We start from the raw sequence: 22,803 nt of genomic DNA on the forward strand, positions 1-22,803 counted from the left end.
GAACACGGTGGCCCGACGGTGTGAAGCCGCCTGTGGGGATCAGTCGCCGACGGCGCGGCGGTCGGTGTACTGGTCGTAGACCTCTTCCTGGGCCCAGGCGGGGAGTTCGATGACCTCCGCCGTACGGGCGGCCTCGACCTCCCTCGCCCGCTGCTCCTCGCGGGCACGCCTGGCCGCCTCCGCGCGGGCCGCCGCGGCCCGGCGACGCATCTCCTCGCGGCGGGCCTGGTCCATGCGGACGGCGACGCGCAGCAGGGAGAGGTGTCCGGCCAGCAGCACGGCCGGCGGGACGGTGAACCACCACGGCGCGGCGTGCGACGCGGTGACCACGATCGCGGTCAGCGTCAGCAGGCTCAGGCCCAGCGTGCGGCGACGGCGGCGGGCGATGACGGCGCCCCGGGTGGCCCGGCGCCGTCGCACCGCGGGCGCCTCAGGCTCCCCAGAGGCCACAGGCGCCGCGGACTCCTGGTGGGAGGGCGGCACGTCCGCCTCTGGGACGCTCTCGTCCGCCGCGTCCGGCTCCTCGTACGCGAGGTCGTCAGTCGCGAGCGGCTCGCCCCGGCGGTGCAGGAGACGGCCGATGCCATCGCCGTCGCGGCGGAGCCACATCGGCACGAGAACGACGCCCCAGACGGCTACGATCGCCAAATAGAGGACTGCACTGCTCATCAGCCCTCCCCATTGCCGCGTCCAGGCCCGCGCCGACCTTGGATACGCGCGCGCTCACGTCCCGCACGCTAGGACCCACCGTCAGTGGTTGACGAGTATTCGGGGCGGTGTGTCGCGAGATCGGGCCGCACATAAACGTCGGGATACCAATCTTTTGCGATCTGCCGGTTCAGCGGGGGAAAGGCTGCCGCGTGCTCGCCCGCCAGCGGGACATCAGTCCACCAGGCACATCCTCGGTGGTGAGGGCGTAACAGATGTGGTCGCGCCAGGCTCCGTCGATGTGCAGATGCCGCTGGCGGACGCCTTCCTCGCGGAACCCGAGCTTTTCCACGACGCGGCGGCTCGCGGCGTTCTCCGGCCGGATATTGGCCTCCACGCGGTGGAGGCCGACGTTGAAGAAGCAGTGGTCGACGGCGAGCGCCACCGCGGTCGGCATCACCCCCCGGCCGGCGACGTTCTTGTCGATCCAGTAGCCGACCTGCGCCGACCGTGCGGAGCCCCACACGATCGCGCCGATGGTGAGCTGACCGGCGAAGTCACCGTCGTAGGTGACCACCCAGGGCAGGGCGAGGCCCTGACGTGCCTCGCGGCGCATCGTCTGCGCCATGCTGAGGTAGGGGCCGATGCCGCTGCGGAACAGGGGCGTCTCCGGGTTGGTGGGCTCCCAGGGGCGCAGCCATTCGGCGTTGCGGATCCGCACCTCCCGCCAGATGGAGGCGTCGCGAAGACGCAACGGCCGGAGCCCTACCGGACCCTCGGCCAAGGTGGCGGGCCAACCCCGCATACGATCCACCCCTCCATGATTGCCCCGAGACTCGCCGTGCGCCACCATCGGCCGGGCGACTCAGGACGTACGCGGGTGGTCGCCGCCGCCGATCTGGTCGACCGCGTGACGCAGGACGCCGGCGAGGACGGCCATGCCGTCCTTCACTCCCCCGGCCGAGCCGGGCAGGTTGACGATCAGCGTACGGCCGGCCACGCCGGCGAGGCCGCGGGACAGCACCGCCGTCGGGATCTTCGCGAAGCCGGTCAGGCGGATCGCCTCCGCGATGCCGGGTATCTCGCGTTCGATCACCCGGCGGGTCATCTCCGGCGTCAGGTCCAGGGGGGTGAGCCCGGTGCCGCCGCTCGTGATCACCGCGTCGTACTCCGCGGCGACCGCCTCCCGCAGCGTCTTCTCGACGGGCTCGCCGTCGGGGATGACGACCGGGTCGCCGACCTCGAAGCCGAGTTCGCGCAGCCCGGCGACGATCAGTGGCCCGGAGGTGTCCTCGTAGACGCCCGCCGACGCACGGTTCGACACGGTGACCGCCAGGGCCCGCATCATCGCTCCTCTCCGCCGGGCCGCCGCCAGTGACCGGTCTTGCCGCCGGTCTTCTCCTCGACCCGCACGTCGGTGATCACCGCGGCGGGATCGACGGCCTTGACCATGTCGATCAGTGCCAGAGCCGCGACGGAGACGCAGGTGAGCGCCTCCATCTCCACGCCGGTACGGTCCGCGGTGCGCACCTGGGCCTCGATGGAGACACCCGCGTCGTGGACGGCCAGGTCCACGGTCACGCCGTGGATGGCGATCGGGTGGCAGAGAGGGACGAGGTCGGGCGTGCGCTTGGCCGCCTGGATGCCGGCGATGCGGGCCACGGCCAGCGCGTCGCCCTTGGGAACGTTCCCGGCGCGCAGGGCCGCGACGCAGTCGGCCGACAGGCGTACGAAGCCGCTCGCGGTGGCGGTGCGGGCCGAGACCTCCTTGGCGGAGACGTCGACCATGCGGGCCGCGCCGGACTCGTCGAGGTGGGAGAACCCAGAAGGATCCGTCATGGCAGCCTCAGCACCTCGACCCGGTCGCCCTCGGACAGCTCCGTGACGTCCTCCCCCACCACGATCAGGCAGTTGGACGTGGCGAGCGCGAAGATCTGGTGGGACCCCTGGCCCTCCGCGGGGCTCACCTCGTAGGCGCCGTCACGGTAACGGAGATCGCCGCGCAGGAAGTGCCGCAGCCCCGAGGGGGACCTGACCGGCGAGGCGAGGTGCGCCGTCACGGTCGGCAACGGCTCCGGCGGCAGGCCCTGGAGGGCGCGCAGCGCGGGCCGTACGAAGACCTGGAAGGACACGAAGGCGCTGACCGGGTTGCCCGGCAGGGTGAACACCGGCGTGCGGCCGTCCAGCAGGCCGAATCCCTGCGGCTTGCCCGGCCGCATCGCGACCTGCTCGAACTTCATCGTGCCCAGCCCCGACAGCACCTCTTTGACCACGTCGCGGGCGCCCATGCTGACCCCGCCGGAGGTGACGACCAGGTCGGCGAAGCCGAGCTGTTCCTCGATGGCGGCGAGCACCCGGCGGGGGTCGTCGCCGATCGACCCCTGCCGGAAGCCGACGGCTCCGGCCTCGGTGGCGGCGGCGGTCAGCGCGAAGCTGTTGGAGTCCCAGATCTGGCCCGGGCCGACGGTGCCACCGGGCTCGACCAGTTCGCTGCCGGTCGACAGCACGACGACACGCGGGCGCGGCCGTACGGAGACGCGGGCCCGGCCGACCGCGGCGAGCATGCCGATCTGGGAGGCGCCCAGGCGCGTTCCCGCCTCCATAACGGTCTGACCCGCGGTGACGTCCTCGCCGCTGCGCCGGATGTAGCGCCCGGGCTCGGCGGCCTGCCGGATCGTGACCTTGGCCGTGCCTCCGTCGGTCGCCTCGACCGGCACGATCGCGTCGGCGCCGGCCGGCACCGGAGCGCCCGTCATGATCCGCGCGCACAGGCCGGGCCGGATGGCGTGGGTGCCCTGGTCGCCGGCGGCGATGTCGCCGATCACCGACAGGCTCACCGGCGACGTCTCCGACGCCCCGGCGACGTCGGAGGAGAACACGGCGTACCCGTCCATGGCGGAGTTGTCGAACGGCGGCAGGTCGACGGGCGCGGTGACCGGCTCGGCCAGCACACCGTGCAGCGACTCCAGGAGGGCGACCTCCAGCGGTGGCAGCGGGCGCGTCGCCGCCAGGATGTCGGCGAGGTGCTCGTCGACGGTCTTCATGACGCGTCTTGCCTGGCCACGAACTCCCGCAGCCACGGCAGGAACTCGGCGGCCAGGTCGGGCCGGTCGGCGGCGAACTGCACCACCGTGCGCAGGTAGTCGAGCTTGTTGCCGGTGTCGTAGCGGCGTCCGCGGAAGAGCACGCCGTGCACCGGGCCGCCCTGGGACCGGTCGCGCTGCGCGAGGGTCATCAGCGCGTCGGTGAGCTGGATCTCGCCGCCGCGGCCGGGCGGGGTCTTCTCCAGCACGTCGAACACGGCCGGGTCGCAGACGTAGCGGCCGATGATGATCCACCGGCTCGGGGCCTCACCGGGCACCGGCTTCTCGACGAGGTTGGTCACCTTGACGACGTCGTCCTCGGCGGTGGGCTCGATCGCGGCGCAGCCGTACAGCGACACCTGCTCGGGCTCGACCTCCATCAGCGCGACGACGCTGCCGCCGAACTCGGCGCGCACCTCGAGCATCCGCTTGAGCAGCGGGTCGCGTGCGTCGATGAGGTCGTCGCCGAGCAGCACCGCGAACGGCTCGTCGCCGACGTGCTGGCGGGCGCAGTGGACGGCGTGCCCGAGGCCCTTGGGCTCACCCTGGCGCACGTAGTGGACGTTGGCGAGCTCGCTGGACTCGCGTACGGCCGCGAGGCGCTCGGGGTCGTCCTTCGCGCGGAGCGCCTCCTCCAGCTCGTACGCGCGGTCGAAGTGGTCCTCCATCGGGCGCTTGCCGCGTCCGGTGACGAGGAGGACGTCGTTCAGACCGGCGCCCACGGCCTCCTCGACGACGTACTGGATCGCCGGCTTGTCGACGATCGGCAGCATCTCTTTGGGGGTCGCCTTCGTGGCGGGCAGGAAGCGGGTTCCAAGGCCGGCCGCGGGGACGACCGCCTTGGTTACGGGTTCGTGGTCGACCATGGGAAGACCCTAGTCCCCGACTTCCCACGGGACGCCCGCGCGGGTCCGCGAGTTCCGGTCGCGGAGGGCGGGAGAATGGTCTCGTGCGTGACATCGCCGAGGACAAGACGACCCTGCGGGCCGGGCTGCTGGCCGCGCGCGCCGGGCTGAGCGAGGAGACGCGTGCCACGGCCGCCCGGGTCCTGCGCGACACGTTCCTCACGCTCCCGGAGGCCGAGATGGCCGGCACCGTGGCGGCGTACGTCTCGATCGGGGACGAGCCGGGCACTCACGGCCTGCTGTTCGCGCTGTGGAAGCGCGGGACGTACGTGCTGGTGCCCAGGCTGCTGCCCGGCGGCGACCTCGACTGGGCCTCCTACGAGGGGCCCGACTCCCTGCGGCCCGGCCCGTACGGGCTGCTCGAGCCGGTGGAGCCGCCGCGCGGCGTCACGGCCGTCCGCGGGGCGGACCTGATCATCGTGCCGGCGCTGGCGGTGTCGTCCTCGACCGGCACCCGCCTCGGACGCGGCGGCGGCTCGTACGACCGGGTGCTGGCGCGTGTCGACCCCGGCATCCTGACGGTCGCGGCGGTGTACGACTCCGAGCTCCTCGGCTCGGTGCCCGCCGAGCCGCACGACCGCGCGGTGCGCGCCGTCGTGACGCCCTCGCGGGGCATCACGCGTTTCACTTGATCACAAAAGAGGCGCTGATCACACTCCCCCGGCGTAGCGGAGATTCCTCCGGTACAGAAGAATCGGGCTGAACACCCCGATTCGTGAGGAGATGGTGAGTGCGCCGGACGACCGGAGCGGTCTCGTGAACGGCACGCCGTGGCGATTGCTCGCCCTGATGCCGCTCGGCGAGGAGATGAACCGGGGCCTCTTCGAGCCGCTGGGCGCGGAGGTGAGCGTTCCGGCCACCCGCGACCGGGAGGGGCTGCGCGCGGCACTCTCCGAGGCGGAGCTGGTCGTCGGCGACTACACCGGTCTGCTGGCCATGGACGCGGAGGCGGTGGCCTCGGCGCCGCACCTGGCGTTCGTGCAGATGCCGTCGGTCGGGGTCGACTCCTGCGACCTCGACGCGCTGACCGCCGCGGACGTGCCGGTGGCGAACACGGCCGGGGCGAACACCCGGTCGGTGGCGGAATGGGCCCTCGCGGCCGCACTCGACCTCTCCCGCCGCCTCACCTGGTCGGACCGGCGGATGCGCTCGGGCGGATGGCCGCAGCTGGAGGCCGCCGCGCACGGCGCGGACGAGCTGGGCGGCCGACGCGTCGGGATTCTGGGGATGGGCGCGATCGGCACCGAGGCCGCGCGGCTGTTCTCCGCGATCGGCTGCCCGGTGGCGTACTGGTCGCGGCGGCGCCGCCCGGAGGGGGTGTACAAGGAGCTCGACGAACTGCTCGCCACCTCCGACGTCGTCGTCGTCTGCCTGCCGCTGACCGCCGAGACGCGCGGGCTTCTCGGCCCCGAACGCCTCGCGCTGCTGCCGGACGGCGCGCTGCTGATCAACGTCGCCCGCGGCGGGATCGCGCCGGATGACGCCGTGCTCGCGGCACTGAACGACGGGAGGCTCGCGGGCGCCGCGCTCGACGTGTACGACCAGGAGCCGCTGCCCGCCGACCATCCGCTGCGCGGCCACGACGACGTCCTGCTGTCACCACACGCCGCAGGCGGGACCCGGCGGGCCCAGAGCAACATCATCACCATGGTCATGGACAACGTGCGGGCCGCGGTCGAGGGGCGGCCGGTGTCGGACGTGGTCAACGGCGTGGACGCGGTGATCCGCCGCCGCTAGCGGCCCGGCCTGCCGTTTCGTGACGGTGCCACCGAGGCAGGGGCACGGTGAGGGGCCCGGCAGGCGCGGTTTTGAACCCGGCAGAAGCCACAGTGAGGGGGCGCGGTGAAACTCGATCTGTGGCTGCTGCTCGGCTCCCTCGTGCTCATCACGGCCATCGTCGCCGTACGCGTGGCGCATCGCACCGGACTGCCCAGCCTGCTCCTCTACCTCGCGCTCGGGCTGCTGCTCGGGGAGGCCGGGTTCGGCATCCGCTTCGACGATCCGGCGCTCGCCGAGACGCTGGGTCTGGCCGCGCTCATCCTGATCCTCGCCGAGGGTGGTCTGACCACCCGATGGGCGGACGTACGTGAGGGCGTGCCGGCGGCTCTCTCGCTGGCCATCGCCGGTACGGCGGTCAGCATCGCGGTGGTCGCCGCCGCCGCGCACTGGCTGATCGGCGCCGAGTGGCGCAACGCCGTGCTGCTGGGCGCGGTGCTGGCGCCGACCGACGCCGCGGCCGTGTTCTCGGTGCTGCGGAGGCTGCCGCTGCCCTCACGGCTGTCCGGCGTTCTGGAGGCCGAGTCCGGCTTCAACGACGCGCCGGTGATCATCCTGGTCCTCGCGCTGACCGCCCCGCACGTCCCCAGCACTCTCAGGTTGGCCGGTGAGCTGGTGGCCGAGCTGATCATCGGCGGTGTGATCGGGCTGGTCGTGGGATGGATCGGCGCGTTCGCGCTGCGGCGCCTGGCGCTGCCGGCCTCGGGCCTGTACCCGCTCGCGGTGCTGTCCCTGGTGATCGGCGCGTACGGCGAGACCTCCCTGATCCACGGCAGCGGGTTCCTCGCGGTGTACGTCGCGGCGCTCGTGCTGGCCAACAGCCCGCTGCCGCACCGCCCGGCGACCCGTGGATTCGCCGAGGGGCTGGCGTGGCTCGCCCAGATCGGGCTGTTCATCATGCTCGGGCTGCTGGCGTCGCCGTCCGAGCTGCCGGCACAGATCTGGCCGGCGCTGGTGTGCGGGTTCGCGCTGGTGCTGGTGGCGCGGCCGCTGTCGGTGCTGCTGTCGACGCCGTTCCTCGGGCTCTCCTGGCGGGAGAAGGCCTTCCTGTCGTGGGCGGGGCTGCGCGGGGCGGTGCCGATCGTCCTCGCCACGGTGGCGATGACGGCCGGCGTGAGCGGGGCGGACGAGCTGTTCGCCCAGGTGTTCATCATCGTGGTGGTGTTCACGCTGCTCCAGGGGCCGATGCTGCCCTGGCTCGCCCGCGCGCTCGGCATCGCCGTCTCCGAGGCGAGCCGCGAGATCGACGTCGAGGCCGCGCCTCTCGAGGAACTGCACGCGGACCTGCTGACCGTCCGCATCCCGCCGGAGTCACGCCTCGACGCGGTGGAGATCTTCGAGCTGCGGATGCCGACCGGCGCGGCGATCACCTTGGTCGTACGGGACGGCAAGAGCTTCGTGCCCGAGCCCAGCACTCGCCTGCAGGCGGGCGATGAGCTGCTGGTCGTCACGACGAGCGACGCCCGCGGCCCGGCCGAACGGCGCTTGCGCGCGATCAGCCGGCGCGGCAAGCTGGCCGGTTGGTACGGCGAGCGAGGGGATGTGTGAGCCCTGGTCGGGAATGATCCGGCGCCCCGTACACTTAGCAGTCATCAGGTGAGAGTGCCAGGTTGCCCCACGTGGCCTGTGCAGCAAGGAGGATCTCGTGCCGACGTATCAGTACGCTTGCACGGAATGCGGTGAGCCGCTGGAGGTCGTGCAGAAGTTCACCGATGACGCGCTGACCGAGTGCCCCGCGTGCGGCGGGCGGCTTCGGAAGATCTTCTCGCCCGCCGCCATCGTGTTCCGTGGATCGGGTTTCTACCGCACCGACAGCCGCTCGGGCTCCGGTGGGACGAGCAGCACGTCCAAGGAGACCACCAAGAAGGACGACACGAAGGCCAAGAGCGAGACGAAGACCGAGACGAAGTCGGAGTCCAAGTCGTCCGACTCGTCGTCTTCCTCCTCATCCTCGAAGTCCAGCGGATCTTCGGAGAAGGTGGCCTGACCGGGCCCGGCGAGGCCGCCGGGCCCGCTCTGCCCGGCCGCTCAGCCGACCGACGTGCGCGCCCGCGGCTCGCTCTCCGGCCGCGGGGCGGTCCGTAGCCGGCCCGGCCACCAAAGGCCCGCGCCGACATCGCAGGCCAGCGCCGGCACCAGCAGAGACCGTACGAGCAGGGTGTCGAGCAAGACCCCGAAAGCCACCGCGAAGGCCATCTCCACCAGCCCGGTCAGGGGCAGGGTGGCAAGTGCCGCGAAGGTGGCGGCCAGCACCACGCCGGCCGAGGTGATCACACCGCCGGTGACGGTCAGGCCGCGCAGGACGCCCCGCCGGGTCCCCAGCCGCCGCGCCTCCTCGCGTACCCGGGTGAGCAGGAAGATGTTGTAGTCCACCCCCAGGGCGACCAGGAAGATGAAGATCTCCAGTGGGAACCCGGAGTCGACGCCCTCGAAGCCGAACACATGGGTGAACACCGGTCCGCAGACGCCGAGTGACGCGGCGAAGGACAGCACCACGGTGCCCATGAGGAGCAGCGGCGCCACGACCGCCCGCAGCAGCAGGACGAGGATCACGAAGACCACGCCGAGGACCAGCGGGATGATCACCTTGCCGTCGCGGACGGCGGCGCGCTGCGTGTCCACGTTGATCGCGGTGGTGCCGCCGACCCGGCCGCCGAGCGGGTGTACGGCGGCCCGGAGCCGGTCGACGGTGTCGCGCGCGGCCGGGCTGTCCGGCGGATCGGCGAGCGTCGCCTCGTACTGCGTGTAACCGCTCCCGGTGACGGGCTCGCCGATCTGGGCGACGCCCGGGGTGCCCGCGATCGCGTCGTGCAGTCCCGGCGAGGTCGGCGCGATCACCACGGCGGGGTTGCCGGTACCGGCGGCGAAGTGCCGGGCGATCACCTGTTCGCCGACGACCGAGTCGGGGGTGCCGACGAACTGGCCGGCGCTGGAGACCGGCCCGACCTTCAGCGACGTCAGGCCGAGCGTCAGGACGCCGAGCAGGACCGCCGTGCCGATCCAGATGACGCGTTGCCGGTTGCCGACGAACCGGGCCACGGCGGCCCAGACTCCATGCTCGCCTTCGTCGTACTCGCGGTCGAACCGGGGCACGACGGGCCAGAAGACGCCGCGTGGCAGGGCCACCAGCAGGGCGGGCAGCAGGGTGGTCATGGCGGCCAGCGCGCAGACGATGCCGGCGGCGCCGACCGGGCCGAGGCCGCTGGTGGAGTTGAGCTCGGCGGCGAGCAGGCAGAGCAGGCCGATCGTGACGGTGGCGCCGCTGGCCAGGACGGCCGGTCCGGCACGGCGCAGGGCGAGTTGCATGGCCTCGTGCTTGTCCTCGTGGCGGTGGAGCTCCTCGCGATACCGAGCGATGATCAGTAGCGCGTAGTCGGTGCCGGCTCCGAAGACGAGGACGGCGAGGATGCCGGTGCTCTGCCCGCTGACGGTGAGGCCGGCCCGGGCGAGCAGGTACACCACGCCCTGCGACAGCGTGTACGCCGAGCCGGCGGCGATCAGCGGGACGACCCACAGGAACGGACTGCGGTAGGTCAGCAGCAGCATCAGCACGACCACCGCGAGCGTGACCAGGAGCAGGGTGCCGTCGATGCTGCCGAACACCTTGACCGCGTCGGACAGCCCGCCGGCGGGGCCGGTGACGCGGACGTCCAGCCCGGGCGGGGCGCGTTCCACGGTGTGGCGGATGGTGTCGACGGCCTTCAGCACTCCGTCCCCGTCGCCGGTTATCGGCACGAGGAGCTGCATCGCCCGGCCGTCCTTGGCCGTGAGCGGTCCGGTGACGGGACCGATGCGGGCGAGCTGCGCGGCGGCCTGCCGGGCGTTCGCCTGGTCGGCCGGGGTGATGCCGCTGCGGCGCTCGTACGAGACGACGGCGAGCATCCCGTCTTCCTTGTGCACCTTGTCCTGGAGCTTGATGACCTGGGTGGCCTCGGCGCTGCCGGGCAGGTAGGCGTCGGCGTTGTTCTGGGTCACACCCTGGAGCCGGCCGCCGAGCGTGCCGCCGGCCATGAGCAGGACCAGCCACCCGACCAGGACCAGCCACTTCGTACGGCGGCTCGCCGGGAGCCGTACGAGTCTCCTGTTCATGTATCTTCCTCTCGTTTTGCGAGAAGATATTACGCGTTTGTTGGAGCGGTCAAGACATATCGCGTTTTCCGTTGTCCACAGGCGCGCAGGGGCCTCGCGCGGTGGTTCGGCGGGCCGCTAATGTCCCGCTCATGCATGCAGAGATCGGTGTGATCGGCGGCTCGGGTTTCTACTCCTTCCTCGACGACATCGAGGAGGTCGAGGTCACCACGCCCTACGGCCCGCCCAGCGACCCCATCGCCATCGGCACGTTGCCGGGCGGTGATCGAGGCGCGGGACGGCGGGTCGCCTTCCTGCCCCGGCACGGCCGCGACCACCGTTTCCCGCCCCACAAGATCCCCTACCGCGCCAACCTCTGGGCGCTGCGGTCCCTGGGCGTGCGGCAGGTGGTGGCACCGAGCGCCGTCGGGTCCCTCACCACGGCGTACGGGCCGGGCACGCTCTGCGTCCCCGACCAGCTGATCGACCGCACCCATGGGCGCGCACAGACCTACTACGAGGAGGGCGGCGCGATCCACGTGTCGTTCGCCGACCCCTACTGCCCGGCCGGCCGCCGCACGGCCGTCGAGGCGGCGACCGCGGCGGGCTGGCAGCCGGTCGACGGCGGCACGCTCGTGGTCGTCGAGGGGCCGCGCTTCTCGACCCGGGCCGAGTCCCAGTGGTTTGCGGGGCAGGGCTGGACGCTGGTCGGCATGACCGGGCACCCGGAGGCCGTGCTCGCCCGTGAGCTGGCGCTGTGCTACATCCCGGCGTGCCTGGTGACCGACCTGGACGCCGGCATCGAGGTGGGCACGGGCGTGACCCACGAGGAGGTGCTGCGGGTGTTCGCCGAAAACGTCGACCGCCTACGCGGCCTGGTCACCGACATCGTCACCGGCCTGCCGACCGAGCGCGAATGTCTGTGCCCACAGGCCCTCGACGGGCTCAAGCTTCCGTTCGACCTGCCATGACGCCCCTCCGGCCCTGACGGAGTCCTCCGGCTCGCCTGTGGGGCTCCCCGCCTTGTCGCCGACCGCCCACCCGGAGGATTCCGCTGAGGTCCTGCACCGGCTCCCGACGCCGACACCACCGCCGACCCGGCGGCCAACGGGCCACCGACCCGGGACCACGAAGCTTCCCCACCACGTCGCCGACTCCCCACCCGGAGGACTCCGTTGAGGCCCTGCACCGGCTCCCGACGCCGACACCACCGCCGACCCGGCGGCCAACGGGCCACCGACCCGGGACCACGAAGCTTCCCCACCACGTCGCCGACTCCCCACCAGGAGGGCTCCGTTGAGGCCCTGCACCGGCTCCATACACCAACACGGGCAAACGGGTTACCGCCCTGGAGAACGGACCTTCCCCGCTACCTCGCCGCCCCCCACCCGGAGGATTCCGTTGAGGTCCTACACCGGCTCCCCACCCCTACACCGCCGACCCGGCGGGCAAACGGTCACCACCCGGGAGAACGGCGCTTTCTCTAAGGAGATCAGATGAGGGCGGCGCTGAGCCGGCATCGCCGGTTGCTGGCCGCGGTGTTCGCCGCGGCCGCGGCCGCCCTGGGCCTGGCCGCCGCCCGGCCGCACGGCGACGGCGTCCGCGTGTGGGTGGCCGCCCGCGACCTGCCCGCGGGCACCACGCTGGCCACCCGCGATGTGACCGCGAGGTCGTTACCGCGAGCCGCGGTCCCGTCCGGCCTGGTGCGCGTGGCGACGGGCCGGACCCTGTCCGGCCCGGTCCGCCGAGGCGAGCCCCTGACCGACGCCCGCCTGCGGGCAGGCGGCCTCCTGACCGCAGACGACCCGGACGCCGTCGCCACCCCGATCCGCCTGGCCGACGCCGCCGTAGCCCGCCTGCTCCACCCGGGCGACCGCGTGGACGTGCTGGCCGCCCGCCCCGACAGCCCCACCCCGGCCCGCACCGTGGCGTCGTCCGTCCCGATCCTGGCCGTCCCCAAACCGGCCCCGACCTCGGACGAGGGCGCCCTGATCGTCGTCCGCACCGACCGCCCCCAAGCCGCCGCCCTGGCCAGAGCCTCCGTCGACTCCCGCCTATCCGTCACCATCCTCAGCCAGTGACGCCCCGGCTGCTCGGCGGTGGATGGCGAGCGTGCGCGTGGCGGCGGCCAGTGCGAGGGGCACTGCGATGGCGAGAGCGATCCCCGGGACGCTGATCCCTGAGTCCTCCACCAGGAATCCGATCATCGACGTCGCGAAAGCACCGCCCAGGCCCGCACGGAGCGCGGGTGCTCGTCCGTAGGCCAGCTCGAGGGCCCCGGCGCGCCACCGAGTCGGGCGGATGAGCGCCAGCCACAAGAACAACAATGCGGCCACGGTCAAGACGGTCAGTTCCGGGGAGTGGCCGACGCTTCGCAGCATCGCTCCGGCCTTGCGGGTCATGACCGTGGCGGCCTGCCCGTTCAGCACCTGACCGGCGAACTCGCCAAGGTGGGTGCGATCTGCGGGAGGGCGCGAGTAGTCGATGAAAGCCGAGGTCGCGATGACGACCACACCGGCGGCCAGGCATCCCACGACGTGCGCGGGTGAGATCCGGCGGCCGGCGACGATCAAGGCGGTCAGAACGATGCCCGGGACGAAGGCGATGGTTCCGCCGAACTTGGCGCCCCAGTCCGGCCATGCGGTGACCACCTCGGCCGCGGCACCGAGTACCAGGACGACGATCACGGCTCCACGGCGATGACCGCGGGTGACCAGCAGGTGGGCGAGGCCGGCGGCGGTGAGCAGAACAGCGGTGGCGTAGGCGGCGAAGGCGATGTTCGCGAATCCGTAGAAGCGCCCCGCGATGATCGGGTTGTATCCGGTCACGCTGTCCCACTGCAACCGTGCGCCGGTCATCACGTCGGTGGCGAACGTGACCATGGTCAGGGCGGCGATGATCGTGCCGGGTGCGATGACGTCGCGCCGCCACCGGCCTGCCAGCGCCGCTGTGACGAGGAGGATGTCGAAGCCGGCGACGCAGGCGAACATCGTGGTGACCGGATGAGGGGAACGTGACCACGGCAGCAGGTTCACCAGGTAGGTCGCCAGCGGCCCGGCCGCCCCGCACAACGCGACCGTCCGGGTCGCCGCCAGGATGCGGCGCCGTCGTCCGCCTTGCCAGTTACGCCGTAGCGCCAGCGCACCTGCCGCGTACAGGAGCAGTTGCCCGGCCATGAACGCGATCCAGAACGGTGTCATGGTGTGCTGGCTGATCTCGGCGGCGCGGTTGGCGTCGCCGAACGAGTCCGCCGCCGCGGCCACCGTGACCGGCTCGCCCTCCGGATGCCAGGCCCTGCCGACGACGGCGGCCGGAGCCGGGACGCCGGCGGCCGACAACGCGCCGGCGGTCAGATCGGTCAAGGTCACCAGACCCTGTCGCCGGGTCGAAGCAGAGGTCAGATACCGCGGGCGAAGGCCCGGGGCCGTCATGAGGACGTGCAGTGAGTTCCGCCGGGTGGTGTCGGACACGCCCGCGACCACGACTTTCGCCGAGGCCGGAAGCGCGGTGAGCACACCGCCGATACGGCGGTCGGCCTGCCGCACGGCGGCTGCCCGCCGCGTTCGGCTGATGGTCGCCGATCCGGCCCGGGGATAGGCGCGCTGGACGTCATCGACGTCCACCACGGCCAGCCTGACCGAAGCCCACCTGGCAGGGGGAACGGCCTCCGGCGCCGGGGAGTAGAAGTCGACTCGTCCCTGGTCGTCGGCTGCGGCGAACGCCGCCCCCGGCCCGGCCGCCATCGTCAGCCCGCCTGACCGGTGGATCGCCGTGCCCAGCGAACCGACCCGTGCGGCGTACTTTCCGTGCAGGTTCCGAGCACGGATCTGGGCGAAGCCGGGCACGATCGCCCCGGACCCGCTCGGGGACGGCGGCGCGGGCAGATCGCACACCGCCCGCTCGCCGCCGTACAACGATGCTCGTTGACCCGCGGAGACCGTCAGCCAGCCGTCCACCGGGCAGGTGACCCCCGACACCGTGTATGTGGACAGGTTCGCCAGTCCCGCGCGTCCGGCCAGGCGCCACAGATTCGGGGCGTCCCGCGGGTCGAGATCGTCCCACCGCAGGCCGGGCACGCCCACGACCACCACCGGCCCGTCCGGGTCCTCCCTCGCGCCGGCGTGCGCCGTCCCGAACCCCAGCGCACACCCGAGCAGGGGGACCACGACCGCCAGGGAGACGAGCATCGACAGAGTGCGCCCCAGCCGAGATCCCGCCCCTGCGGTCGGCCACCGCGCGCCGGAACAACTCAGCCGCATGCCCGCGAGCCTCTCACAGCGGACCAACCGACGCGGACGCCGCACGACCGCCCGACGCGGACGCCGCACGACCGCCCGACGCGGTGACGGTCATCACCCACGACGCGCCCGGGCGTTCCCGGATCCGTGACCCACCGGCCGATGCCCAGGCCGGCCCGATCACGGTGTGACTCGATCTCGCCGGGACGAGTCGCGGTCGGTGGTCAGGCGCCTTCGCCGGTGGTCCCGGAGGCGGTCGGGGCGGGTTGAAAACGGGTTGCCGCTGCCGTCCTCGTGCGTTCAGGCTGGCGGGCATGCGTGCTGCCGAGTTCGCCTCATCACAAGCGTTGCGCGGCAGGGTCGCGCTCGTCACCGGGGTCAGCCGCCGAGCCGGGATCGGGTTCGCGGTCGCGCGGCGGCTGGCCGGGCTCGGGGCCGGGGTCTTCCTCCACCATCATGTTCCGCACGACGCCGAGCAGCCCTGGGGAGCCGACCCCGGCGGCATCGAGGCGGTGGTCGACGGGGTCCGCGAGGTCCTCGCCGAAGACGCCTCTCTTCACCATCTCGGCCTGGACCTCGGCGAGCCCGGCGCTCCCGAGCGTCTCGTCGACGCGGCCGTGGCGGCGTTCGGGCACCTCGACATCCTCGTCTGCAACCACGCGCGCAGCGGTGGCGACGGTCCGCTCGGCACGCTGGAGGCCGCCATGCTCGACGCGCACTGGGCCGTGAACACCCGTTCCACCATCCTGCTCACCCAGGCGTTCGCCGCCCGGCACGACGGGCGGGCCGGCGGCCGGGTCATCCTCATGACCTCCGGGCAGAACCTCGGTCCGATGCGCGACGAGGTCGCGTACGCCAGCGCCAAGGGCGCCCTCGCCGCCATCACTCCGACGCTGGCCGACCACCTCGCCGACCAGGGGATCAGCCTCAACGCGGTCAACCCCGGTCCGGTGGACACCGGCTACGCTCCGCCCGCCGCCCACGAGGAGGTACGCCGGCGCTTCCCGGCCGGCCGCTGGGGAACGCCGGACGACCCCGCCCGCCTCATCGCCTGGCTCGCCACCGACGACGCCGCCTGGATCACCGGCCAGATCATCAACAGCGAAGGCGGCTTCCGCCGCTGAAGAGACTCGCGGTTGTGAGGGTCCCCCTCAACACGCCCGGCCCAGGTGAAGGGTCCCCTCAACACGCTAGGCCCAGGTGAGGGGCACCCTCAACACGCCCGGCCCAGGTGAGGGGCACCCTCACACGAGCCGAGGGCCTCGCCGACACGGCGACCGCCCGGCGATCACGTGTCGTCGGTGGACTCGGTGAAGGGGAGCAGGACCTGGAAGCGGGTGTCGCCCGGTTCGGACCGTACTCGCAGGTCGCCGCGGTGTTTCTTGACCACGATCCGCCACGAGATGTCCAGGCCCAGCCCGGTGCCCTCGCCCACCGGCTTGGTCGTGAAGAACGGTTCGAAGATCCGCTGGGTGAGCTCCGACGGCACGCCGGGGCCGTTGTCGCCGATCTCGACGAGCAGGTGGTCGTTCTCCCGTGCGGTGCGGACGGTCAGGCGGCCGTCGCCGTTCATCGCGGCGACCGCGTTGTCCACGAGGTTGGTCCAGACCTGGTTGAGCTCGCCGGCGTACGCGGGGATCTGCGGCAGGGACCGGTCGTAGTCCTTGACCACCTCGACGTGGCCGAGCTTGCCCGACAGCATGATCAGCGTCGAGTCGAGGCCGTCGTGCACGTCGATCCACTGGTATGGCGCGCGGTCCATCTGGGAGTACTGCTTGGCCGCCGCCAGCAGCGTGGAGATCCGCGTCGTGGCGTCCTCGATCTCGCCCATCAGCGACTCGGTCTCCACGGCGTACCCGAGCCAGCGCAGCGCGGCGTTCAGGAACTCCTCGCCCACCGCCGCGTGGACCTCGTCCAGGCGCTCCACCGTGATCCCGGCCGGGACGAAGACCGCGGCCAGGTCCCAGCCGTCGGCGATGTCGTGGTCCTCGAACCAGTCGGACAGCTCGTCCTCCCGGTCGCTGGTCTGCATCGCGGTCAGCTTGGGCGCGTCGGCGACCTGCTTGACCAGCGTCTCCTGCACGTCGATGAGCTGTTCGAGGAGGTGCGGGTCGATGTCCTTACGGGCGAGCATCGCGAGTTTCTGCCGCATCCCGGCGACGCGTTCGCGCAGCGAGGACGTCGCGCGGACGGCCGCCGCGGCGGGGTTGTTCAGCTCGTGGGTCAGGCCGGCGGACAGCGCGCCGAGCGCGAGCAGGCGTTCGCGCTGGCCCACGACCGCGTCGGTGTTGCGCCGCCCGAGGAACATGCCCTCCAGCAGGTGCGCCGCCATCGGGAACCACTCGCCGAACTTCTCCCCGAACTCCGCGGCCGGCAGGGAGAAGAACGCCGTGTCGGTCAGCGCGTACACCGAGGCGGAGTACCGCTGCTCGCCGCGCTGCCCCATGAGGAACTGCGTGGCGCCGCAGTACGACCCGCGCTGCTCGCTGCGGAGCATCTCCAGCTCGTCGCCGTGCACCACCCGCGTCATCCGCAGCGTGCCGGACAGCAGCACGTAGAAGCAGGTCGCGGGGTCGCCCTCGGTCAGGACCTTGGTGCCCTCCGCGTACTCCTCGACCTCGCCGTTCGCGCTCACCCAGGCGAGCTGGTCGTCCGTGAGCTTCTCGAAGAGGAAGAGCGTGCGGAGTTCGTCAGGGGAAAGCGTGCTCATCGCTCCTCCAGGTACCGGTGCACGAGAGTGACCGCCATCGCGCCTTCGCCGACCGCCGAGGCGACGCGTTTGACCGACTGCGAGCGTACGTCCCCGGCGACGAACACGCCCGGCACCGACGACTCCAGGTACAACGGATCGCGGTCGAGGCTCCAGCCCGCCGGACGCCGCCCCTCGGCGAGCAGGTCCGGCCCGGTACGGACGAAGCCGTGTTCGTCGCGCAGGATCGACTCGCCGAGCCAGTCGGTGTACGGGGCCGCGCCGATGAAGACGAACAGGTGCCCGCACGGCACGGTCTCGGTCTTGCCGCTCTCCCGCTCGCAGAGCGTGATGGCCTCCAGGTGATCGTCACCGTGGGCCTCGACGACGCTCGTGCCGACGCGTACGTGCACGTTCTCGATGGCCCGGAGCTGCTCGATCAGGTAGTGGGACATCGACTGTTCCAGCGACGCTCCCCGTACGACCAGGGTGACGGACCGGGCGTGGCGGGAGAAGAACACGGCGGCCTGGCCGGCGGAGTTCGCCCCGCCGACGATGTAGACGTCCTCGCCGCCGCACGCCTGCGCCTCGGTGGACGCCGATCCGTAGTACACGCCGCGGCCGGTGAGGTCGCCGCAGCCGGACGCCTCCAGGGACCGGTACGCAACGCCGCTGGCCAGCACCACGGCGTGGGCCGCGATCTCGCTGCCGTCGCTGAACGTGATCACCCGGGCCGAGCCGCGCGCCTCCAGGCCCACCACGTCGCGGGCGGTGAGGATCTCGGCGCCGAACTTGCGCGCCTGCCGCCGGGCCCGCTCGGTGAGCTGGCTGCCGGACACGCCGTCGGGGAAGCCGAGGTAGTTCTCGATCCGGGAGCTCTGCCCGGCCTGTCCCCCGGTCGCCTGCCGCTCGACGAGGACGGTCCGCAGGCCCTCCGAGGCGCCGTACACCGCCGCGCCCAGGCCCGCGGGCCCGCCGCCGATGACGATCAGGTCGTAGAACTCGGCGGCCGGCTCGGTGGACAGGCCGACCACGGAGGCGATCTCCGCTCCGGTCGGCGAGCGCAGCACCTTGCCGTCCGGAGTGATCAGTATCGGGATGTCCTCGGGCCCGGCGCCGGCGGCCTCGAGCAGCCGGCATCCCTCCGGCTCGTCCACCGAGTACCAGCGGTACGGCACGGAGTTGCGCGCCAGGAAGTCACGCACCTCGTACGTCGGGGCCGACCAGCGATGCCCGATGACCTTGGTCTCCTCCACGGGCCGGTCGCCGACCGCGCGCCAGGTCTCCACCAGCGCGTCCACGACCGGATAGAGCTTCTCCTCCGGCGGGTCCCAGGGCTTGAGCAGGTAGTGGTCGACGTCCACGACGTTGATCGCCTGGATGGCGGCGTCGGTGTCGGCGTACGCGGTGAGCAGCGCGCGCCGCGCGTGCGGGAACAGGTCCATCGCCTGTTCGAGGAACGCGATGCCGTCCATCTGCGGCATGCGGTAGTCGGCGAGCATCGCCGCGACGGTGTCGCCGCGCAGCTTGATCTCACGCAGCGCTTCGAGCGCGTCCTGCCCCGAGTCGGCGCGTACCACCCGGAAGTCCCGTCCGTACCGGCGTCTCAGGTCACGGGCCACCGCCCGGGACACCGACGGATCGTCATCCACGGTCAACAAGATCGGTATCCCCATAAACAGCGAGTATCCCAGGCGAGCGGCGCCTGGACGAGAGCAGCCCGAGGTGTGGCACTCGCCCGGGTCGGTCGGCCGGCCCCGGCGCTGACCTGGTAACCCACCGGAGCGGAGGCACAACGGGGCGTTCCTCGCTACCCTGCTCGCGTGGATCGGCGACACAGGTGGGCATCGGCTCTGGTTCCGACCGTCATGGCGCGCCGTCTCTGGGCCCGGTTCGAGGTTCTGCCGTTCCGCTACGGCGTGACGCTGCTGGCGGGCACGATCGCGGCGGCCGGCCTGCTGGTCGCGGGGCTGACCCTCGGCGGCGGGTCGCACGAGCCCGCCGCGCGCGCCCGGCCCGGCCGGAGCCCCGCGGAGGCGGCGCCGCCGGTACCGACCTGGGGCGCGTACGTCCCGCCCCGCCGGTCGGGGCCGACCCCCGTGCCCGCGCGGCCTCTGGTGACCTCGGTGCCCTCCCGTACCCCGGCCACCCACACGCCCTCCCGCTCGAATCCGGCCACGGCCTGCCCGACGAGCCTGAGGAAATGGCCGTGGATCTGGGAGGTGTGCCGGCGCAAACCGAACGGATGACCCATGACCCGGCCGTCACACCGAGGCGTCTGATCACAGGGGCACCTGTAGTACGGTCGAGCAGCGTCAGTCAGTCGCCAGCCCCCGGAAGGATCCCCGTGCGAAGCCCTCGTCCGGTGGCGCTGATCGCGGCGATCTCGGTGTTCACGTCGTTGTGGGTGGCCGGTGCCTCGGACCGGTCCTCCGCCTCCCAGACACCCTCGCCGAACAGCGTCGAAGCTCTCCGCAAGCAGGCCGATCAGGCCAGTGCGGAACTGGCCAAGGCGACCAAGACGTGGGAGAACCGCAGCAAGCAGCTGAAGTCCTCCGAGGAGAAGCTGAAGAAGACCCTGGCCGACCTCGGCGTCGCCGACGAGCAGCTCGACCAGATCCGCGAGCCCCTGGCACGCCTGGCCGCGAGCACGTACAAGGATCCGGCGGCGCTCGGGATACCGGCACTGATCGGCGGCAAGGATCCCGACCAGGACCTCGCGGCGGCCTCCGACCTGACGATGTTGTCCAACGACCAGAAGACACTCATCGACAAGGCGAACCAGCTGCGCAAGCAGCATGAGCAGCTCGCCGCCACGGCCCAGGACCTGCAGTCGCGCAACGCGATCGAGCAGGCCCGGCTGCAGCAGGAGGTCAGTGGCCTGAAGTCGCGCGCCGCCGCGTTGACGGCGCAGCTGACCGCGGCCCTCAAGAAGCTGGACCCGAACACACGGCTGCGGCTGACGTGCGACAAGAGCCTGGTCTCCGAGGCGCGCAAGTTCCCGAACGGGCTGATCCCGGCGCGTTACCTGTGCAAGCTGCCGCAGCCGGGCCGGTCGCTACGCGCCGACGCGGCGCTGGCCTTCTACAACCTGAACGCCGCCTACAAGCGCCGGTTCGGTGTGCAGATGTGCCTGACGGACTCCTACCGCCCTCTCGCCGAACAGCAGCGGATCTACGCCGATCGGCCGGGCATGGCCGCGGTGCCGGGGCACAGCAACCACGGGTACGGCACGGCCGTGGACCTCTGCGGCGGCGTGCAGAGCCAGGGGTCGGCGCAGTTCAACTGGCTCCGGGCGAACTCCAGGAAGTACGAGTGGTTCCACCCGTCGTGGGCCTACAGCAGCCCGTTCGAGCCGTGGCACTGGGAGTACACGAAGGAGAACACCCAGCCCGGCAGCGACTGACCCCGGGCACGCCTTTCCGCGCGGTACGTCCGAGGGCGCCGCACGGTGGGCCGGCGAGGTCTCACGAGGCGTTTCGCGACAGGCCCGAGGGCCCCGAGCAGGCGGCGGCACGGGGCCCTCGGACGTGTGGTGGCGGCTCCGTACGTCACGGGCCGCCAGGCGTCGGGTCAGCCGGTGACCGGGAGGTCGCTGGGCACCGGGGTCGGCCGGGGAGCCTCGCCGGACGAGCCGGCGCAGGTCGCGGACGAGATGGCGATCGTCTGGCTCTTGCCGAGTGCCTGCACCGCGAGTTCGAGCGCGGTGACCGTGAGGCTGCCGTCGGGGTTGTGGACCTGCTTGTTGACCGTGACCTGGACGCCGCCCAAGCCCTCGACCGGGACGGTGAGGCGGCTGTTCGGGGACATGCCGGCCTGGATGGCGCGCCCCGCCAGGCGTACGTCCACGAGGCGGGAGGAACCGGCACCGTCGTCGCACCGGGCCGAGATGAGCTTGGCGGACAGGACGGCCTTGGGGCTGATGGCGGCCTTGGCCACCTTGAGGTCGACCACGCTGGCCTCCGCGTGGCCGGGGACGGCACGCGTACGGATGACGGACAGGTGGACCAGCGGGTTGCCGGGCACGGAGGCGACGCTGCGGGTGCTGGGGCGGGACGCGGAGGACACCACGGGCGTCCGCGGGATGTTCACCAGGCCGGCGGCGTAGATGCCGAAGGCCGAGGACGGTCTGCCGCCGCCGGTCGCGGAGGCCGCCGGCATGATGGCGACGGCAGCGGCCACGGGAGCCGCGACGGCGCCCGCGATCGCGCCGTACTTCAGGTGCTTACGCATTTTTGTCTCTCCTAATGGGGGTGATGACCTCCCGGGAAGGCCGGAAGGGCGAGTCGAGAACATGTGACCGGTTTCGCGTCAGTTGGAGATCTGCACGGGCGTGCCGAGCGGAACCTTGGACAGTTGCCGCAGCGCGTCCGCCGGCACCCGTACGCAGCCGTGCGTGACGGCCTGCCCGAACACCGACCTTTGCGGCCAGCCGTGGAACGCCACGGTGCCCGGCCCTCCGCCGAAGGTGTCGAGCGAGTCGGAGTGCGCGCCGACCGGCAGGATCAGCGGGCTGTAGGTGGGCTTCGCCGGGGCGAGCGAGGCGAGGATGAACGTACGCCCGGCGGGCGTCGGCGTCTTGGGCGCACCCACGGCGACGGTCCAGGTGCCGAGCGACTTGCCGGACTTGAGCAGAGTGAGCCGGCGCGCGGAGGTGTCGACCTTCACGTCGTACGGGCTGTGCGCCGTCTCCACCTTGCCGTTGCCGGAGGCGATCCAGCCGGCCGCGCCGTTGGGCCGGCTCGGCAGCAGCACGCGCTCCCAGCCGGGCTTGGTCTCGACGACGGGCACCCAGGTCGGACCGCCCAGCTCTTTGGCCGGCAGTATCGCGACCGGCGGGCCCCCGGGCGTCGCGGATACGGGCAGTGCTTCGGTGGGGTGGACCACGGTGCCATCGGCCGACGCGAGGGCCCCGGTGTCCTTGGGGATGTTCTTGAGGGTCGTGAAAGTGGTCGCCTCCGGCAGCTTTCCGGCCGCCGCCGAACTCCCGGCGGCCGAGGGCGCGGAGTGGCTCTTGTCCTTGCCTCCACAACCCGTCACGAGCGTCGCGATGGCAGCCGCGGCGAGCGCGCCCACCACCAGACTGCGCGAGCCCCCGACCGGCGAACACACCGAAACCGATCGCCCGAGGCGAGCCCGCGTGGAGCTAATGCGCACGAAAACTCCAAAGATCACGAGAATGGGAACTTGAGGGATGAGGGATCTTGCGAGCCCTTAATCTCGCAGGAGAGTCACATAACTACCACATGTAACGATGACCCGCAGGCGGAGTGACATAAGGGGTCACGACCCGTGTAGGGGTACGTCTGACTTGCGGGTAAATGTCGTGCGTTCGGCGTTGAAAAAGCCGGCAGGGATTACCTCTGTCCCAGCCTTTGGCGGCCCGTGCGATACGA

Annotated in this window: 21 protein-coding genes; 9 read left to right on the forward strand and 12 right to left on the reverse strand. The window is 71.9% G+C overall.

What is annotated here, in order from left to right:
• Positions 1 to 39: 39 nt before the first annotated feature.
• The 6 genes from sepX to galU all read right to left on the reverse strand — a co-directional run bounded on the left by sepX (position 40) and on the right by galU (position 4,597).
• Positions 40 to 669, reverse strand: a complete 630-nt coding sequence (sepX, locus tag ABEA10_RS05920) for a divisome protein SepX/GlpR (protein WP_345458458.1) — start codon at positions 667 to 669, stop codon at positions 40 to 42.
• 169 nt (positions 670 to 838) lie between these two features.
• Positions 839 to 1,453: a GNAT family N-acetyltransferase gene (locus ABEA10_RS05925; protein WP_345458460.1), complete on the reverse strand. Its 615-nt coding sequence runs from the start codon at positions 1,451 to 1,453 to the stop codon at positions 839 to 841.
• A gap of 60 nt (positions 1,454 to 1,513) precedes the next feature.
• On the reverse strand, positions 1,514 to 1,996 hold the full coding sequence (locus ABEA10_RS05930) for a MogA/MoaB family molybdenum cofactor biosynthesis protein (protein ID WP_329242599.1): 483 nt from the start codon (positions 1,994 to 1,996) through the stop codon (positions 1,514 to 1,516).
• Positions 1,993 to 2,487, reverse strand: a complete 495-nt coding sequence (gene moaC, locus ABEA10_RS05935) for a cyclic pyranopterin monophosphate synthase MoaC (RefSeq protein ID WP_329242602.1) — start codon at positions 2,485 to 2,487, stop codon at positions 1,993 to 1,995. The genes ABEA10_RS05930 and moaC overlap by 4 nt, the downstream gene beginning before the upstream one ends.
• Positions 2,484 to 3,692 carry a molybdotransferase-like divisome protein Glp gene (gene glp, locus ABEA10_RS05940; protein WP_345458464.1) on the reverse strand — a complete coding sequence of 403 codons (1,209 nt, stop codon included), beginning with the start codon at positions 3,690 to 3,692 and terminating at the stop codon, positions 2,484 to 2,486. The genes moaC and glp overlap by 4 nt, the downstream gene beginning before the upstream one ends.
• Positions 3,689 to 4,597 (reverse strand): UTP--glucose-1-phosphate uridylyltransferase GalU, encoded by a 909-nt coding sequence (gene galU / locus ABEA10_RS05945; RefSeq protein ID WP_329242607.1) that lies wholly within the window; start codon positions 4,595 to 4,597, stop codon positions 3,689 to 3,691. Before galU ends, glp begins: the two co-directional genes overlap by 4 nt.
• A gap of 83 nt (positions 4,598 to 4,680) precedes the next feature.
• Here galU and ABEA10_RS05950 point away from each other — a divergent pair, with 83 nt between their 5' ends.
• From ABEA10_RS05950 to ABEA10_RS05965, 4 genes are all read left to right on the forward strand, one after another.
• Positions 4,681 to 5,268 carry a 5-formyltetrahydrofolate cyclo-ligase gene (locus tag ABEA10_RS05950; RefSeq protein WP_345458467.1) on the forward strand — a complete coding sequence of 196 codons (588 nt, stop codon included), beginning with the start codon at positions 4,681 to 4,683 and terminating at the stop codon, positions 5,266 to 5,268.
• Positions 5,269 to 5,362: 94 nt separating this feature from the next.
• The gene (locus ABEA10_RS05955; RefSeq protein ID WP_345458469.1) at positions 5,363 to 6,373 is read left to right on the forward strand and encodes an NAD(P)-dependent oxidoreductase; all 1,011 of its coding nucleotides are present in this window, start codon (positions 5,363 to 5,365) and stop codon (positions 6,371 to 6,373) included.
• 105 nt (positions 6,374 to 6,478) lie between these two features.
• Positions 6,479 to 7,960 (forward strand): potassium/proton antiporter, encoded by a 1,482-nt coding sequence (locus ABEA10_RS05960; protein WP_345458471.1) that lies wholly within the window; start codon positions 6,479 to 6,481, stop codon positions 7,958 to 7,960.
• A 97-nt stretch (positions 7,961 to 8,057) separates the two neighbouring features.
• Complete coding sequence (locus ABEA10_RS05965; protein WP_345458473.1) at positions 8,058 to 8,399, forward strand: FmdB family zinc ribbon protein; 342 nt, start codon at positions 8,058 to 8,060, stop codon at positions 8,397 to 8,399.
• 41 nt (positions 8,400 to 8,440) lie between these two features.
• On the opposite strand, the gene ABEA10_RS05970 is transcribed toward ABEA10_RS05965, so the two are convergent.
• On the reverse strand, positions 8,441 to 10,501 hold the full coding sequence (locus ABEA10_RS05970; RefSeq protein WP_345458475.1) for an MMPL family transporter: 2,061 nt from the start codon (positions 10,499 to 10,501) through the stop codon (positions 8,441 to 8,443).
• A 131-nt stretch (positions 10,502 to 10,632) separates the two neighbouring features.
• Between ABEA10_RS05970 and ABEA10_RS05975 the strand changes: the two genes are divergently transcribed.
• Positions 10,633 to 11,451 (forward strand): S-methyl-5'-thioadenosine phosphorylase, encoded by an 819-nt coding sequence (locus tag ABEA10_RS05975; protein ID WP_345458477.1) that lies wholly within the window; start codon positions 10,633 to 10,635, stop codon positions 11,449 to 11,451.
• 525 nt (positions 11,452 to 11,976) lie between these two features.
• Positions 11,977 to 12,561: an RcpC/CpaB family pilus assembly protein gene (locus ABEA10_RS05980; RefSeq protein WP_345458479.1), complete on the forward strand. Its 585-nt coding sequence runs from the start codon at positions 11,977 to 11,979 to the stop codon at positions 12,559 to 12,561.
• On the opposite strand, the gene ABEA10_RS05985 is transcribed toward ABEA10_RS05980, so the two are convergent.
• On the reverse strand, positions 12,535 to 14,667 hold the full coding sequence (locus ABEA10_RS05985) for a hypothetical protein (protein ID WP_345458481.1): 2,133 nt from the start codon (positions 14,665 to 14,667) through the stop codon (positions 12,535 to 12,537). The genes ABEA10_RS05980 and ABEA10_RS05985 overlap by 27 nt on opposite strands.
• 365 nt (positions 14,668 to 15,032) lie before the next feature.
• Here ABEA10_RS05985 and ABEA10_RS05990 point away from each other — a divergent pair, with 365 nt between their 5' ends.
• Positions 15,033 to 15,842, forward strand: a complete 810-nt coding sequence (locus ABEA10_RS05990) for an SDR family oxidoreductase (RefSeq protein WP_345458483.1) — start codon at positions 15,033 to 15,035, stop codon at positions 15,840 to 15,842.
• 164 nt (positions 15,843 to 16,006) lie between these two features.
• On the opposite strand, the gene ABEA10_RS05995 is transcribed toward ABEA10_RS05990, so the two are convergent.
• Both ABEA10_RS05995 and ABEA10_RS06000 read right to left on the reverse strand, forming a co-directional pair.
• On the reverse strand, positions 16,007 to 17,428 hold the full coding sequence (locus tag ABEA10_RS05995) for an ATP-binding protein (protein WP_345458485.1): 1,422 nt from the start codon (positions 17,426 to 17,428) through the stop codon (positions 16,007 to 16,009).
• Positions 17,425 to 19,059 (reverse strand): NAD(P)/FAD-dependent oxidoreductase, encoded by a 1,635-nt coding sequence (locus ABEA10_RS06000; protein WP_345458487.1) that lies wholly within the window; start codon positions 19,057 to 19,059, stop codon positions 17,425 to 17,427. The genes ABEA10_RS05995 and ABEA10_RS06000 overlap by 4 nt, the downstream gene beginning before the upstream one ends.
• Positions 19,060 to 19,230: 171 nt before the next feature.
• Here ABEA10_RS06000 and ABEA10_RS06005 point away from each other — a divergent pair, with 171 nt between their 5' ends.
• A complete protein-coding gene (locus tag ABEA10_RS06005) occupies positions 19,231 to 19,656 on the forward strand; it encodes a hypothetical protein (RefSeq protein WP_345458489.1) in 426 nt (141 codons plus the stop codon).
• Between the two features lie 98 nt (positions 19,657 to 19,754).
• Positions 19,755 to 20,813: a D-alanyl-D-alanine carboxypeptidase family protein gene (locus ABEA10_RS06010; protein ID WP_345458491.1), complete on the forward strand. Its 1,059-nt coding sequence runs from the start codon at positions 19,755 to 19,757 to the stop codon at positions 20,811 to 20,813.
• Positions 20,814 to 20,980: 167 nt separating this feature from the next.
• Here the strand turns inward: ABEA10_RS06010 and ABEA10_RS06015 are convergent, their stop codons facing one another.
• Entirely contained in the window at positions 20,981 to 21,640 is a 660-nt protein-coding gene (locus ABEA10_RS06015) for a choice-of-anchor P family protein (RefSeq protein WP_345458493.1), read from the reverse strand.
• 78 nt (positions 21,641 to 21,718) lie between these two features.
• Positions 21,719 to 22,483, reverse strand: coding sequence for a L,D-transpeptidase (locus ABEA10_RS06020; protein WP_345458495.1), 765 nt, complete (start codon positions 22,481 to 22,483; stop codon positions 21,719 to 21,721).
• Positions 22,484 to 22,803: the final 320 nt, after the last annotated feature.

The organism is Actinoallomurus oryzae (assembly GCF_039541955.1).
Taxonomy (GTDB): domain Bacteria; phylum Actinomycetota; class Actinomycetes; order Streptosporangiales; family Streptosporangiaceae; genus Actinoallomurus; species Actinoallomurus oryzae.

Coding starts and splice junctions, on each gene's coding strand:
- sepX (WP_345458458.1), bottom strand. CDS start 669: ATGAGCAGTGCAGTCCTCTATTTGGCGATCGTAGCCGTCTGGGGCGTC.
- ABEA10_RS05925 (WP_345458460.1), bottom strand. CDS start 1,453: ATGCGGGGTTGGCCCGCCACCTTGGCCGAGGGTCCGGTAGGGCTCCGG.
- ABEA10_RS05930 (WP_329242599.1), bottom strand. CDS start 1,996: ATGATGCGGGCCCTGGCGGTCACCGTGTCGAACCGTGCGTCGGCGGGC.
- moaC (WP_329242602.1), bottom strand. CDS start 2,487: ATGACGGATCCTTCTGGGTTCTCCCACCTCGACGAGTCCGGCGCGGCC.
- glp (WP_345458464.1), bottom strand. CDS start 3,692: ATGAAGACCGTCGACGAGCACCTCGCCGACATCCTGGCGGCGACGCGC.
- galU (WP_329242607.1), bottom strand. CDS start 4,597: ATGGTCGACCACGAACCCGTAACCAAGGCGGTCGTCCCCGCGGCCGGC.
- ABEA10_RS05970 (WP_345458475.1), bottom strand. CDS start 10,501: ATGAACAGGAGACTCGTACGGCTCCCGGCGAGCCGCCGTACGAAGTGG.
- ABEA10_RS05975 (WP_345458477.1), top strand. CDS start 10,633: ATGCATGCAGAGATCGGTGTGATCGGCGGCTCGGGTTTCTACTCCTTC.
- ABEA10_RS05980 (WP_345458479.1), top strand. CDS start 11,977: ATGAGGGCGGCGCTGAGCCGGCATCGCCGGTTGCTGGCCGCGGTGTTC.
- ABEA10_RS05985 (WP_345458481.1), bottom strand. CDS start 14,667: ATGCTCGTCTCCCTGGCGGTCGTGGTCCCCCTGCTCGGGTGTGCGCTG.
- ABEA10_RS05990 (WP_345458483.1), top strand. CDS start 15,033: ATGCGTGCTGCCGAGTTCGCCTCATCACAAGCGTTGCGCGGCAGGGTC.
- ABEA10_RS05995 (WP_345458485.1), bottom strand. CDS start 17,428: ATGAGCACGCTTTCCCCTGACGAACTCCGCACGCTCTTCCTCTTCGAG.
- ABEA10_RS06015 (WP_345458493.1), bottom strand. CDS start 21,640: ATGCGTAAGCACCTGAAGTACGGCGCGATCGCGGGCGCCGTCGCGGCT.